12 protein-coding genes are annotated in these 13792 nt (G+C 65.4%); 4 read left to right on the plus strand and 8 right to left on the minus strand.

Annotated elements, in window-relative coordinates:
• The first annotated feature begins 47 nt into the window (after positions 1-47).
• Entirely contained in the window at positions 48-449 is a 402-nt protein-coding gene (locus A6F68_RS11105) for a hypothetical protein (RefSeq protein ID WP_067679973.1), read from the plus strand.
• A gap of 45 nt (positions 450-494) precedes the next feature.
• On the opposite strand, the gene A6F68_RS11110 is transcribed toward A6F68_RS11105, so the two are convergent.
• Positions 495-953: an SH3 domain-containing protein gene (locus tag A6F68_RS11110; protein WP_067679976.1), complete on the minus strand. Its 459-nt coding sequence runs from the start codon at positions 951-953 to the stop codon at positions 495-497.
• Positions 954-1040: 87 nt separating this feature from the next.
• Here A6F68_RS11110 and A6F68_RS11115 point away from each other — a divergent pair, with 87 nt between their 5' ends.
• Together A6F68_RS11115 and A6F68_RS11120 are read left to right on the plus strand one after the other, a co-directional pair.
• Positions 1041-2048: a 2-hydroxyacid dehydrogenase gene (locus A6F68_RS11115; RefSeq protein ID WP_067679979.1), complete on the plus strand. Its 1008-nt coding sequence runs from the start codon at positions 1041-1043 to the stop codon at positions 2046-2048.
• Positions 2049-2090: 42 nt separating this feature from the next.
• Positions 2091-2519, plus strand: coding sequence for a DUF4440 domain-containing protein (locus A6F68_RS11120; RefSeq protein WP_067679982.1), 429 nt, complete (start codon positions 2091-2093; stop codon positions 2517-2519).
• 12 nt (positions 2520-2531) lie between these two features.
• Here the strand turns inward: A6F68_RS11120 and A6F68_RS11125 are convergent, their stop codons facing one another.
• The 6 genes from A6F68_RS11125 to A6F68_RS11150 all read right to left on the minus strand — a co-directional run bounded on the left by A6F68_RS11125 (position 2532) and on the right by A6F68_RS11150 (position 9909).
• A complete protein-coding gene (locus tag A6F68_RS11125; protein WP_067679985.1) occupies positions 2532-3938 on the minus strand; it encodes an NAD(P)H-dependent flavin oxidoreductase in 1407 nt (468 codons plus the stop codon).
• Positions 3939-3964: 26 nt separating this feature from the next.
• Positions 3965-4705 carry a class I SAM-dependent methyltransferase gene (locus tag A6F68_RS11130; RefSeq protein ID WP_067679988.1) on the minus strand — a complete coding sequence of 247 codons (741 nt, stop codon included), beginning with the start codon at positions 4703-4705 and terminating at the stop codon, positions 3965-3967.
• A complete protein-coding gene (gene prfB, locus A6F68_RS11135; RefSeq protein WP_067679991.1) occupies positions 4705-5832 on the minus strand; it encodes a peptide chain release factor 2 in 1128 nt (375 codons plus the stop codon). The genes A6F68_RS11130 and prfB overlap by 1 nt, the downstream gene beginning before the upstream one ends.
• Before the next feature lie 69 nt (positions 5833-5901).
• The gene (locus A6F68_RS11140; protein ID WP_067679994.1) at positions 5902-6447 is read right to left on the minus strand and encodes a peroxiredoxin; all 546 of its coding nucleotides are present in this window, start codon (positions 6445-6447) and stop codon (positions 5902-5904) included.
• A gap of 23 nt (positions 6448-6470) precedes the next feature.
• On the minus strand, positions 6471-8987 hold the full coding sequence (locus tag A6F68_RS11145; RefSeq protein ID WP_067679997.1) for a penicillin-binding protein 1A: 2517 nt from the start codon (positions 8985-8987) through the stop codon (positions 6471-6473).
• A 49-nt stretch (positions 8988-9036) separates the two neighbouring features.
• Positions 9037-9909, minus strand: a complete 873-nt coding sequence (locus tag A6F68_RS11150) for an N-acetylmuramoyl-L-alanine amidase family protein (RefSeq protein WP_067680000.1) — start codon at positions 9907-9909, stop codon at positions 9037-9039.
• A gap of 453 nt (positions 9910-10362) precedes the next feature.
• Between A6F68_RS11150 and A6F68_RS11155 the strand changes: the two genes are divergently transcribed.
• On the plus strand, positions 10363-13083 hold the full coding sequence (locus A6F68_RS11155; RefSeq protein ID WP_067680003.1) for an Rne/Rng family ribonuclease: 2721 nt from the start codon (positions 10363-10365) through the stop codon (positions 13081-13083).
• Positions 13084-13152: 69 nt separating this feature from the next.
• Here the strand turns inward: A6F68_RS11155 and A6F68_RS11160 are convergent, their stop codons facing one another.
• Positions 13153-13788, minus strand: a complete 636-nt coding sequence (locus tag A6F68_RS11160) for a class I SAM-dependent methyltransferase (protein ID WP_067680006.1) — start codon at positions 13786-13788, stop codon at positions 13153-13155.
• Positions 13789-13792 lie beyond the last annotated feature (4 nt).

The following is a 13792-nucleotide window of genomic DNA, read 5'->3' on the forward strand; positions in this document are numbered from 1 at the left end:
CGACTGTGCTAGACGCTCCCGTGGGTCGCTCACAGGGAGACACGTCCATGAGATCGATCCTCATTCTTTCGGCAGCCGCCATCGCGCTTGCCGGATGCTCGCAAGAAGCCGCCGAGCCGGCGCCTGCCGAGCCTGCCGAAGAAGTCGCCCCCGCGCCTGCTGCCGCAGCCGGACCGGTCGTCGGCACCGAATACGATGCGACCTATGAGGACGGGACGAAGGTGAAGTTCACCGTCAACGCGGACGGCACCTACACCGCATCGGGGCCGGACGGCGACGTCAAGGGCGCGCACTCGGTGGAAGACGGTAAGCATTGCTTCGATCCCGAAGGCGACGGCGAGAACCTCGGCAAGATGTGCTGGACTGCAGAGGCCGCCGACGCGACCGGCACTTTCAAGGCGACCAGCGACGCCGGTGTGACGGCGACCAGCGTTCCGGTTACCGGCTGACGTAAAAGGGCGGGCCGGTCGCTGTGGCCGGCCCCGCCTTTCCGATCAGGGAGCGCCCGCGCCCCACAGGCGGTCGGCGCGCATGAAGCCTCTGCGACCGTCCGCGTTCACCTTGCACCAGCCCGACTCGCACTCGCCCAGCGCGACGACGACGCCTGGCTCCGCGTTCCATTTGACCTTGGCGCTGTCCGATCCGCCGGTACGTATTGCGGCAAGGCCATCGCCGACGACCAGCCCGCCGCGCTCGGCACTCAGCAGGTTCGCCGTGACCCAGCCCTCGTCGCCGGCGGGGTCTCTCACAAGGCGCCAGCCTTCGTGCACCCGGATGACCTTGAGAGGCAAACCTTCCCGCTTGTAGACCCAGCGAATCGGGAAGTCGCGGCCCGGTCCGGCTCGCATGTTCAGCGTCTCGGCCTTGATGGTTGCCCAGTAGGGCACCTCGCGATCCTGCGAGACGGCAGGGGTTGCAAGAAGTGCCGCGGCAAGAAACAGGAAAAATCGCATGTCGACTTCGCGTTAGCGCGTTCCCCTTCCTGCGCGCAAGCGACCGGCGCTTGACCGCCCCGCCCCGTTCCCCCTAGCCGAACATCCATGAACGACCGCCCTGCCCCGCGCCGGACCGCCAAGCCCAACGTGGTGGTGACGCGTCACCTGCTGCCGTCGGTTGAAGCGCGCATGAGCGAGCTTTTCGAAACCGCGCTCAATCTCGATGACGTGCCGATGAGCCGCGACCGACTCGAAAGAGCGATGCAGACGGCAGACGTCCTGGTCCCGACCGTGACAGACCGGATCGACGCCGACCTGATCGCGGCGGCCGGACCGCAGCTTGGCCTGATTGCCAGTTTCGGTGCGGGGGTCGATCACATCGATCTGGCTGCCGCCCGTGCCCGGAAGATCATCGTCACGAACACCCCGGGCGTGTTCACCGACGATACCGCCGACCTGACGATGGCGCTGATCATCGGTGTACCGCGTCGCCTGCGTGAAGGGACCTCGCTGATTCGCCGCGGCGAATGGACTGGCTGGGCGCCCGGCGCGCTGCTCGGCCGCAAGCTTTCGGGGAAGGTCTTGGGCATCGTCGGCATGGGGCGTATCGGCCAGGCCGTCGCCTTCCGCGCCCGCGCCTTCGGCCTCGACATCCGCTATCACAACCGCCACCGCTTGCCCGAGGCGGTCGAGACGATGTTCGGTGCGACCTGGGTCGAAAGCCTCGACGACCTTCTCGCGCAGTCCGATATCGTCACTCTCCATTGCCCTTCGAGTCCCGGGGCCAAAGGAATGATCGACGCAGCCCGCATTGCGGCGATGAAGCCGGGGGCGATCCTGATCAACACGGCGCGTGCGGACCTTGTCGATTACGACGCCATGATAGGCGCGCTCGAAAGCGGCCATCTCGGCGGCGCGGGTCTCGATGTCTTTCCCGAAGAGCCACGCGTGGACGAGCGTATCGTCGCTCTTCCGAATGTAATCGCCCAGCCCCACATCGGCAGCGCCACGATCGAGGGTCGCGAGCAGGCGGGCGAGAAAGTCATCGCCAACATCCGCTTCTGGGCCGACGGCCATCGTCCACCCGACCAAGTGCTGGAAGGGCTCGTCTAGCGGCGCTTGCCTGACGAGCGCAGTCCGGTATTCGCTCTTGTAATGAACGACTTCGCTTCCACGATCGAGGCCCTGGAACATCGCTGGATGCGCGCGTGGATCAACCGCGACCGCAAGGACATGAAGGCGCTGGCGGACCGCGACCTGGTCATACTGTTCGGATCCGCACACCCGGCCATCCTCGATCGAGCCAGTTGGCTCGACGCCGCCGAAACCCGCTTGCGCTGCACGGGGTATCGATACGGGAGCATCTACACGCGCCGCCAGGGCAAGTCGGCAATCTTCGCCGCCCCCATCGAACTTGAATCGACGGTGGATGGCAGACCGGTGCTCGACAACACATTCGTCGTATCGATCTGGCGCCGCACGGCGGTGCGGCGCAGATGGTTACTCATCGAGCGGGTCTTCGCGGGCCAGGATACGGATGCGGACCTGCCCCGCGACGTCAGGTCGATGCAGCTATGGCGATAATCTCCGGGGGTATCAGTCCCCGGTGAGAATCCGCTCTACCAGTTCCTTCACCGTCGGCGTGAAATTGTTCGAATAGAACGGATCCTGCTTGAAGCGGTAAGCCGAATGGCCCGCGAAGGCGAGGTTGTCGTCGGGATCTCCGCCATGCGCGATGTCCTGCAACGTCTTCTGGATGCAGAAGCTGCGCGGGTCGGCCAAGCGGCCGGTGGTGTGATCGTCGTGGTCTTTCCAGCTCGAGAACTGGCAGTGCGACAGGCAGCCCATGCAGCCCTGCTGGTCGGCACGGATCTGATCTGCGCTTTCGGGAGTGACGAAGACGACCGTATCGTCGGGCGTCTTGAGCGCTTCGGTAAAGCCCTCGTGCATCCACGCCAGCGCCTTGCGCTGATCTCCGGGATGAACCCAGAAATACTTTGCCTTGCCGTGATCGGACAGCGGGATCGTGCCCTCTTCCTGCTCGCGCTTGAAAATCGGGATCTGCCGTTCCGAGCGATGCATCAGGTCGTACAGGAACGGGGTCTTCACCGCGCTGGAATAGAAGCCCGTGGGGGAGAACTGGTGGAGCAGCACGTCGCCCGGCTCGACCGTGCGCAGCATGTCCTTCCAGACCTGCGGAATTGGGCTCTCCTCGGTCAGCAGCGGCCGAGTACCGAACTGGAACATGATCTTGCCAAGTTCGGGATTGTCGATCCAGTCGTTCCATTCGCGCAGGAACCACACGCCGCCCGCCATGACGATCGCGGTATCCTCGGACACACCCTCGGCGCGCATCGTTTCGCGCAATGCCTTGACCCGCGGATAGGGGTCTTCGGGCTTGCGCGGGTCCTCGGCATTCGAGAGGCCGTTGTGCCCACCGGCCAGCCAGGGGTCTTCATAGACCACCGCCGCCAAGAGATCGGGCACCTTGGAATAGCTGCGCTTCCACAGCGCGCGGAATGCGCGGGCAGAGCTGACGATCGGCAGGTAGTACACGCTGTGCCGCGCGGCGATCTCGGCCAGCTTGTATGGCATACCCGCCCCGCAGGTGACGCCGGTGATCAGACCGGGGCAGTTTTCCAGAACGCCTTCCAGCACCTGCTGCGCGCCGCCCTGTTCCCACAGCACATTGATGTTGATCGCGCCCTTGCCATCGGCGATCTCGTAAGCGCGCTTTACCTGCTCGGTGGCGCCGTCGATCGCGTAGCGGACGAGCTGTTCGAAACGCTCCTTGCGGGTCGCTTGCGGATAGACCTGCGGAATCGGGTTGCCGTCCTCGTCGTAGCTGTCCGCGTTCACCGCGCTGACGGTCCCGATCCCGCCCGCGGCGGCCCAGGCGCCCGAGCTTGCGTGGTTGGTCGCGGACACGCCCTTGCCGCCCTCGACGAGCGGCCAGACTTCGCGTTCGCCGTAAAGAATCGGCTGCAACCCCTTGAATGTCATTACGGTGTATCGCTCCCCCGGGAGGTTCAGTGCGTCCCGCCGCTCGTATTCGCGGCGTCGCGCCGGCAAGGCTTGATAGCAGCCGGTTCGGGCCTCTTATCGGCTCGTTTGAACTGTGCATAGTACCCGGCCAGTTCGGGCGCATCCTTGAACGCGTCCAGCTGGAACCCGACTCGCTCGAATTCGCAGCTGAGCAGCAGCGGATCGATGCCGTGTTCATTGGTCGGACGATCGACGTCGACAACGATCACGCGGCCATTTTCGCGGAGCGACGGCCACAGGCGCCAGAGGAACGCGTAGGGTTCCTGCACCTCGTGATACATGTGAACCAGGAAAACGCGGTCGAAGCTGTTTTCGGGCAGTTTGGGATCGTCTGCGGTGCCAAGTTTGAGCGAGACGTTGTCGAGCCGTTCGCGCTCAACGCGCTGGCCCAGGCGATTGAGGACATCCCGGTCGATATCGCCCGCCAGAACCCGGCCACGCCTGCCGACCTTCTCGGCGAGCCGCACCGTGTAATATCCTTCGCCCGCGCCGATGTCGGCCACCGTCATCCCGGGCTTGATATCGGCAAGGTCCATGACCTTCGCCGCCTCGCCCACGCTGTCGCGCTGCGTTTCGTTCGAGAACTGGTTGCCACTGAGGTCCGAGACCGGCCGGTGCGCCCGCGGAAAGTCGCGCGCGGTATCCGGTCGTTCACCGTTATCGGATGCCGACCAGCTGCAGGCTCCAAGCGAAAGCAGAACAAAAAGAAGCGCCGGACGGCGCATCAGTCGGCATCCTCCACTTCGACCGTCTCGCCCGTCACCCGCTGGGCCAGTGCGGCCGATATGAAGGGGTCGAGCGCACCGTCGAGAACGTCGTCCGGCGTCGGCGAGGTGTGGCCGGTGCGCAGGTCCTTCACCATCTGGTACGGCTGCAGGACGTAGCTGCGGATCTGGTGCCCCCAGCCAATGTCGGTCTTCGAGGCGTGCTCTGCCGAGGCGGCCTCTTCGCGCGCCCTCATCTCGGCCTCGTAGAGACGGGCCTTCAGCATATTCATCGCGATGTCGCGGTTCTTGTGCTGGCTGCGGTCCTGCTGGCTGGCGACGATGATGCCGCTCGGCACGTGGGTGATGCGGACCGCGGAGTCGGTCGTGTTGACGTGCTGCCCGCCCGCGCCCGACGCGCGGTAGGTATCGATCTTGAGATCGGCCGGGTTGATGTCGATCTCGAAACTGTCGTCGATCACCGGATAGACCCAGACCGAACTGAAGCTCGTGTGACGCCGCGCGCTGCTGTCGTAGGGACTGATCCGCACGAGCCGGTGCACACCGCTTTCGGTTTTCGCGTAGCCATAGGCGTTCTCGCCCTTGATCAGCAGCGTCGCGCTCTTGATCCCCGCCTGGTCGCCCGAATGATAGTCGACCAGATCGACCTTGAACCCCCGACGCTCCGCCCAGCGGGTATACATCCGCTGGAGCATCTCGGCCCAGTCCTGGCTTTCGGTGCCCCCCGCGCCCGCATGGATTTCGAGGTAGGTGTCATTGGCGTCCGCCTCGCCGGAGAGAAGCGCCTGGACCTTGTCGGCATCGGCGCGCTGGGCCAGCTTGGCGAGCGTGGCGAGGCCTTCGGCCTCAATCTCTCCATCGCCTTCGGCTTCGCCCATTTCGACGAATTCGACCGCATCCGCCATCTCGGAGGATATCTCGTTCACCGTCCCGATCGCGCTGTCGAGCCGGCGTCGCTCGCGCATGACGGCTTCCGCTTCCTTGGGATCGTCCCAAAGCTTCGGATCCTCGACGCGAGCGTTGAGCTCGTCGAGCCGGCGCAGGGCGCGCTCCCAGTCAAGCGACTGGCGCACCAGTGCCAGCGCGGCTTCGATACGTTCGATATGGGCCTGCCCTTCGGCACGCATGAATTCATTTCTCCAACAGGGATCGGCCGCCGCTTAGCCGACGGATGCAGGTGGCGAAAGAGCGCGAATTCAGCTCTTCTTCTTCGCCTTCAGCTTCTTCACGGCGTCGAGCGTGAGGCGAACATGATCCTTGTAGTCCAGATCCTCATGCACAAAGACGACATTGCCCTTCTGGTCGATCACATAGCTGGTTCGGCTGGTGACGCCCGTGCTCTTGCCTTCGCGCTTCAGGTCCACGTCGTATGCCTTGACGATAGTGGGCGTCGCGCTCCCGACCGCGAACTTGTTGCGGCATGCCTCGACCGAAAACAGCTTCAGCGTGTTGATGTCGTCGTTGGACATCCCGATCACCGTTGCTCCGAACTTTGCAAACTCCGGCGACGCCTCTGCAAAGGCGTTCGCTTCCAGTGTGCACCCGTGCGTGAACGCCTTGGGATAGAAATAGAGGACCACCGGCCCCTTGGCCAATGCGCTGCGAAGGTTGAATCCGAACGCCTTGCCTGCCTTTGCAGCCTGTGTGGTGAAGACCGGCGCCTTGGCACCCGTGGGCAAACCCGCTGCTGCGGGGGTCGTCATCAAAGCCACCGCAGCGGCGAGCCAAGTCAGCCTTTTCATCCGTTCATCCTTCTCCGAGGCGGTTAATATAGGCCACCTTGCTCTTCCACGAAATCCCCTGGTCGCTCCTCGCGTTCACGGGTCGTCGCCTCCCGGGCGGAGGCCTGCCTGCCGCGCCTGATCATCTCGAGGATTTCATTGCGCTTGGCGGCAATCTCGTCCTGCCGGGTAGCCCGCGGCGGCTCGGTGTCGGGCTTGAATGCCTCCCAGATCACCGACGCCTTGGGATCGTTGGTCGGCCACGCGTCGAACACGCGCTTGCCGCTCTGGCGATCGACCCGGACCATGCGAACGCCGGCCGGCGCGACGAACGGATCGTCAGACCAGCGCTTGCGCGTCGCCTTGACGAAATCCATCATCATCGGACCGGCCGTATTGCCGCCCTGAACCCACCCCCCAAGGTTCCGCGGCTTGTCGAAACCGATATACATACCCGCGACAAGGTCGGGACTGCCGCCCACGAACCAGGCATTGGTCGGCCCCGTCGTCGTCCCCGTCTTGCCGAACAGGGGCAGTTCGAGCGCGCGAAGGCGCACCGCGGTTCCGCGCTGGACCACGCCTTCAAGCATGTGGACGACCTGATAGGCGGTGCGCGGGTCCATGACCTGCCGGCCGGTTGGGGCCAGGCGCGGCATCGCCTTCCCGTCCCATTCGGCCATGTTGCAGCCACTGCACTCGCGCCTGTCCGCCCGCCAGATGACCTTGCCGCGCCGGTCCTGCACGAAATCGATCATTGTGGGCGTATGGAGGCGCCCGAAGTTCGCGAGTGCGGAATAGGCGTTGACCATCTTCATGACAGTCGTGTCGCCCGCACCGAGCGCGAACGCAGGATAGTTCTCGTACTTGCCGATTCCCATCTTCTCGAAGGTGCGGGTCACGTTGGGCATGCCCGCCTCCATGGCGATGTGCACCGTCATCAGGTTGCGGCTCTGCTCGAGGCCCCAGCGCATGGTGTGCACACCGCCACCGCCGCCGCCGAAGTTCCGGAAGCACTTCTCGCCGAGCGCGGCCCCCTGGTAGAAGCAGTAGGCCTGGTCGGGGACCTCGCTCGCCGGCGTCATACCCTGATCGAGACCGGTCGCGTAAACGAACGGCTTGATCGTCGAACCCGGCTGGCGGAGCGCTTGGGTCGCGCGGTTGAAATCGCTCAGGCGGCTGTCGAACCCGCCCTGCATCGCAAGCACGCGCCCGCTGGCGGGTTCCTGAACCAGGAACCCTCCCGAGACCTCGGGCACCGTACGCACTGCATAGGAATTTCCGCTGGGCGCCGCAGCCACAACATGACCTGCGCGCAGACCGTCGGGCAAACCCGTCAGCGGCGCCGTATCGCCGTCGCTGAAGCCGATCGTCGCACTGTTGCCGTTGCGCGCCGTGACGACGCCGACTCGCCAGTCCTTGTAATTGATGCCGAGCGGCGAGGCGGCGAGTTGCGACTGCCACGTGTCGTCCGACACGTCGATCGTCGCGAGCGGGCCCGACCACCCCTTGCCGGCGCTGTAACGCAGGATCCCGCCCCGCAACGCATCGCGCGCAGCTGTCTGCAGCTCTGGATCGAGCGAAGTACGGACCCACAGCCCGCCGGCATAGACACTGTTCTTCCCGTCCTCGGCCGTCTCGCCGAAACGAGCCATCAGTTCGCGGCGCGTTTCCTCTAGGAAATACCCCGCATCGACCACTGGGACCGTTGATCGCGCGGGCTTGAGGCCCAAGGGCGCCGCCTTCGCCTGCGCGCCCTCCGCCGCGGTGATGAAATCGTTCGAGACCATCTGGTCGATTACGAAGTTGCGTCGGCTTATCGCGAGAGCCTCGTTCTTCTTGCGGCCATACCTCTCCGGCGCCTTCGGCAAGATCGCGAGGAACGCCATTTCGTGCAGATCGAGATCGCCGACGTCCTTGTCGAAATAGGCGCGGCTCGCGGCCTGCACGCCGAAACTCCTGCGGCCGAGCGGAATCTCGTTGAGGTAGAGCTCCAGAATCTGCGGCTTGGTCAGAACGCCCTCAATCCGCCGCGCCAGGATCATTTCCTTGAGCTTGCGGGTCACCGAGTATTCGTCGCCGAGGAGGATGTTCTTGGCCACCTGCTGGGTGATCGTCGAGCCGCCGACCGCCCGCTCACCGGAGCCCATCTTCGTCGCATAATCGACGACAGCGCCCAGCGTACCCGTGATGTCGACGCCTCCGTGCGTGAAGAAGGTCTTGTCCTCGGCGGCAAGAAACGATTCGACGAGCTTCTTCGGGAAGTCGGCGTACTGAAGTTGGACCCTGCGTTCGCGGGCATAGGAATGGACGATTTCGCCATCGTAACCGCGAACTATCGTCGGCAGCGGCGGCTCGTAATCCACCAGGGTCTCGGCATCCGGCAGGCCGCTCGCCAGGAACATCCATCCGGCAATGAAGACGACAAGACCGGCGCCGCCGAGACTTGCGACCCAACGGAACCAGCGCTTTTCGCGCCAGTTCTCCTTGAACCAGGCGGCAATCCCGTGCGCATCGCGGCGAATGCGGTAGCGAAAGTGTTCGAGAGTCGTCGTGTCGGCCATCTGCGAAGCGGCCTTAGCACGGCGATTCCGCGCCGCGCCAGTGGCTTGGTCAGCCTGTGCCCGCAGCCCTGGCGAAATATATGCGAACCGCACGGGCGAGCACGCGCGCAAATGCAGCCCGGCCCTCAGGTGATGCCATGCGCCGCGCTTCGTCAGGGTCGGTAATGAAACCCGCCTCGTAGAGCACCCCCGGCACGTCCGGCGCTCGCAGCACGGCCAGGGCAGCGGAGCGGCGGGGTTGGGGATGGAATTGCAGCACTCCCTGCCCTTCGCGGGCGATGAGCCGGGCGAATTCCGCGCTGTCAGACTGGGTGCGACGCTGGGACAGCTCGACAAGGATCGTGCCCACCGCGTCGCTCTGACCGTCGAGCGCTACTCCATTGATCGTGTCGGCGCTGTTCTCGCGTGCGGCGAAGCGGGCGGCGGCCTGGCTCGATGCTTCGTCCGACAGCGTGTAGATGCTGGCACCGGTCACCCCGTCGACGCCCCCTGAAGAATCGGCATGGATCGACAGAAACAGGTCCGCATCCAGCGCGCGGGCGATCGCGAACCTTTCACCGAGCACAAGGAAGCGATCGTCCTCTCGGGTCAGCGCCACGCGAATTCCCCCTTCGCGGACCAGTTCGTCCCGCAGGGCCGTGGCCAGCCCGAGGACGATGTCCTTTTCGCGCAGGCCGTCAGCACTCGCTCCGGGATCGTGCCCCCCGTGCCCCGCGTCGATCACGATCAGCGGGCGAGACTTGTCCTGCGGGCCCAGTACGCGCGGCAAGTCGGCCGGCTCGCCGCCGGGCGGCAGTTCGAAATGCAGGACGTAATCGCGGCCGAGCACCGGCACCGGCAGCGTGCGACCGAACGCGTACAACGCGCCCAGGACGACCACGGGTGCGAGGTAGATCGCCAGGAGTTGGGCGCGCAGCGACATTGCTGCCGGAGGTTAGGGTCCTGTCGCGCAAGCGCAATATGGTTGCCGATAGAAACCCACGGTGCTAGCAACCCCGGCAACCGGGCCAACTGCCCAGAAAGCCTCGACTGCGCAAAGTCGCGCTGTCGCTTGCAGGGGCGGTCCGGCTTTCTTTTTCCCGGGTTTTTTCCGGTTCGACGACCAGGTTGACGCAAGCGATGAGCCTTCCCTCCCCGCAGTCCCCGACACCGCCATCGAGCGGTTCACGGGGCCTTTCGGGCCGGACAGCGCACCCGTTGCGCACGCGCATGCTTGCAGACACATCACTCCGGCCCGGCGCGAATGCGCGCATGGGCCGGTTCGCTTTCGCCATCGGACTTCACTCCTCCGGCGGCGGTTCACCCACAGATTGCGCACCCCGAACCAGGCCCGGTCCCGACCGGCCCGCCGCGGTACGCGCACGGAGAAATTACAATGGCAACGCGCATGCTTATCGATGCGCGCCACCCGGAAGAAACCCGGGTGGCGGTACTGCAGGGTAACCGGATCGAGGAATTCGATTTCGAATCTGCCGAACACAAGCAGATCAAGGGCAATATATATCTCGCGAAAGTGACCCGGGTCGAACCGTCGCTCCAGGCGGCGTTCGTGGATTTCGGCGGCAATCGCCACGGCTTCCTGGCTTTCGGCGAGATCCATCCCGACTATTACCAGATCCCGCGTGAGGACCGCGAGCGCCTGCTCGCCGAGGAAGCGGAAGCCGCCGAGGAAGAGGCGAAGCTCCGCGCCGAGGAGGAAGAGGAAGGCCACTCCCCCGGCGACGAATACGACGCCGACGACGAAACCGGCGAATCGCTGGTCGAGGAAATTGCCGAGGACGGCGTCGAAGAGATCGACACGTCCGAAAAGGATGACGTCGCCACCATCGAGGGCGGCCATCTCGAGAACGGCGACGACGACGGCGACGAGGAAAATGGCGACGACGACGCCGCGAGCGACGAGAGCGGAGACGATCGTCCCCGTGGTCGCGGTCGCGGACGCCGCCAGGGCAAGGGCGGCAAGGACAACCGCGGCAGCCGGGCCAAGCAGGTCGACGAAGTGCGCGCCAAGCGCATGGCTCTGCGTCGCCGCTACAAGATCCAGGACGTCATCCAGCGCCGCCAGGTCCTGCTCGTCCAGGTCGTGAAGGAAGAGCGCGGCAACAAGGGCGCCGCGCTGACCACCTACCTCAGCCTCGCGGGCCGCTATTGCGTGCTCATGCCGAATTCGAGCCACGGCGGCGGCATCAGCCGCAAGATCAGTTCGGCAGCCGACCGCAAGCGGCTGAAGACGATCGTCAGCGACCTGTCGCTGCCCAAGTCGATGGGCCTCATCGTCCGCACCGCAGGCCTCCAGCGTACGAAGCCCGAGATCAAGCGCGACTTCGACTACCTTGCCCGCCTTTGGGACGAAATCCGCGAAAACACGCTGAAGTCGACCGCGCCCGCGCTGATCCATTCGGACAGCGACCTGATCAAGCGCGCCATCCGCGACATCTACAACAAGGAGATCGAGGAGGTCGTCGTCGAGGGCGAGGCTGGCTACAAGTCGGCCAAGGAGTTCATGAAGCTCCTGATGCCGAGCCACGCGCGCAGGGTTAAAGCCTACTCCGACCCCGTCCCGCTGTTCCAGCGCTACGGCGCCGAGGACCAGCTGCGCGCGATGTACGACCCCGTCGTCCAGCTCAAGTCGGGCGGCTACCTCGTGATCAACCCGACCGAGGCGCTCGTCTCGATCGACATCAACTCCGGCCGCTCGACCAAGGAACACGGTATCGAGCAGACCGCGCTCGCCACCAACCTCGAAGCGGCGCGGGAAATCGCCCGCCAGCTGCGCCTGCGCGACATGGCCGGCCTCGTCGTCATCGACTTCATCGACATGGAATATTCCTCGAATATCCGGAAGGTCGAGAAGGCGATGAAGGAGGCGCTGAAGAACGATCGCGCCCGCATCCAGGTCGGACGCATCTCGGGCTTCGGCCTCATGGAGATGAGCCGCCAACGCCTGCGCACCGGTGTGCTCGAAGCGACGACGCGCGAATGCCCGCACTGCGACGGCACGGGCCTCGTCCGCACCGCCTCGTCGGCGGGCCTCTCCGCGCTCCGCCTGATCGAGGACGAGGCAGCCAAGGGCAAGGGAACGCAGATTTCGCTCTATGCTTCCACCGAGGCGGCGATCTATCTCCTCAATGCCAAGCGTGGCGATCTCGCCGAGATCGAGGACCGCTACGGCGTCAACGTGGAGGTCCTTCCCGAAGGCGAGGATGAAGGCGCCAAGATGCGCGTGGCCAGCAGCGGCCCCCGCCCCACTGCCGCTCCCAAGTTCGCCCCGATCGTCGAGGAAATCGATGACGAGCCGATCGAGGACGATGAGGACGAGATCGAGGAAGACGAGGACGTCGAAGAGCGTGAGCGTCGCCAGCGCCGCGACGGCGATGACGATCGCGGCGGACGTAAGCGTCGCCGCCGCCGTGGTGGACGCAACCGCCGCGATCGCGAGGATGGCGACGCCGCCCCTCGTTCCGACGAGGATTCCGACGACGACGACGACGAAGGTAACGAGGAGCGCGATGCCGCGGCGTCGGATCGCGACGACGAAGACCGGCCGAAGAAGCGCCGCCGTCGTGGAGGTCGTCGCCGGCGCGGTCGTGGCAAGGGCGAGAGCGACGAGACCGTGAGCTCGGCCGACGCCGACGCGCTGGCCGAGGCCGTGGGCGATACCGTCGACGAAAGCATCTCGGTCGTCGCGGGGCCCGAGGACACGCCGCAGACCGCGGAAGCCGCGGCCGAAGCCGCCCCGAAGAAGCGCACCCGCCGCAAGAAGGCCGATACCGAAGCCGCAGCCGAGCCGGAAGTGGCCGTCGCAGAGGCTCCGACCGAAGAAGCTCCGGTTAAGCCCAAGCGGACTCGCAAGAAGAAGGCCGAAGCCGAGGCTCCTGCCCCCGAAGCCGCTGTCGAAGCGGATGCGGCCGAACCGGCTGCGGAGGCCGCTCCGGCAAAGCCGAAGCGCACGCGGGCCAAGAAGGCTGCTCCCGAAGCACCCCAGTCCGAGGATGCGAAGGAAACGGTTGCGGCGAACGACGCCAACGGCACGCCTGAAGCCGAGGACAAGCCTGCCAAGCGCGGCGGCTGGTGGTCGCGCACATTCGGCGAATGAACGACTGATCCGCCGCCGTGCCTGTCTGTGACGGGCGCGGCGGCGGAGGTCGGCGCTTAGCAACCGCTGTTAAAGCGCGCTCTTGCGGGCGATCCCCCACTCCATCCAGCCCAGGATACGCGGCGTCTTGGGAAGATAGCCCTGCCCTAGGGGCTCGACCGCCAGTCCTCCGCCTCGCAGCGCGGAGCCTATCTGCCGTGTCAGGTGGCATCCCCCGGCGAGCGGCTTCCAGGCGGGCTCGATCCGCTGCTGCCAGCGGACAACGCCGGGATCGGGTGCGCGGCCATGCTCGAGAAACAGCAGGTTGCCGTCCGGCTTCAGCACCCGGCGCATCTCCGCGATGGCCGCAGCGTGGTCGGCGACGGAGCACAGAGTATAGGTGCAGACTACCGTGTCGAAAGTCGATGCGGGAAACGGAATGTCCTCGGCAACGCCTTCGCGGATGTCCCCTGACCAACCGCGTTCTCCCGCCATCCGCCGGGCACCTTCGAGCAGTTCGCGACTGGGATCGATCCCGGCAAATGCCAGTACTTTGTCTCGATCGTAATACGGCTGGTTGAGTCCCCCGCCGCAGCCGATCTCCAGCACGCTGCCTTGCGCCAGGGGCACGACCTTCACCCGCAGCCGCGCGATCGCTTTCTGGCCGCACGCACAGGTGACCACCCGCGGCATGATTTGCGCATCGTACCAGCGCTTGAGCCCCATCGGG

It is taken from the genome of Tsuneonella dongtanensis, assembly GCF_001698205.1.
Taxonomy (GTDB): Bacteria; Pseudomonadota; Alphaproteobacteria; order Sphingomonadales; family Sphingomonadaceae; genus Tsuneonella; species Tsuneonella dongtanensis.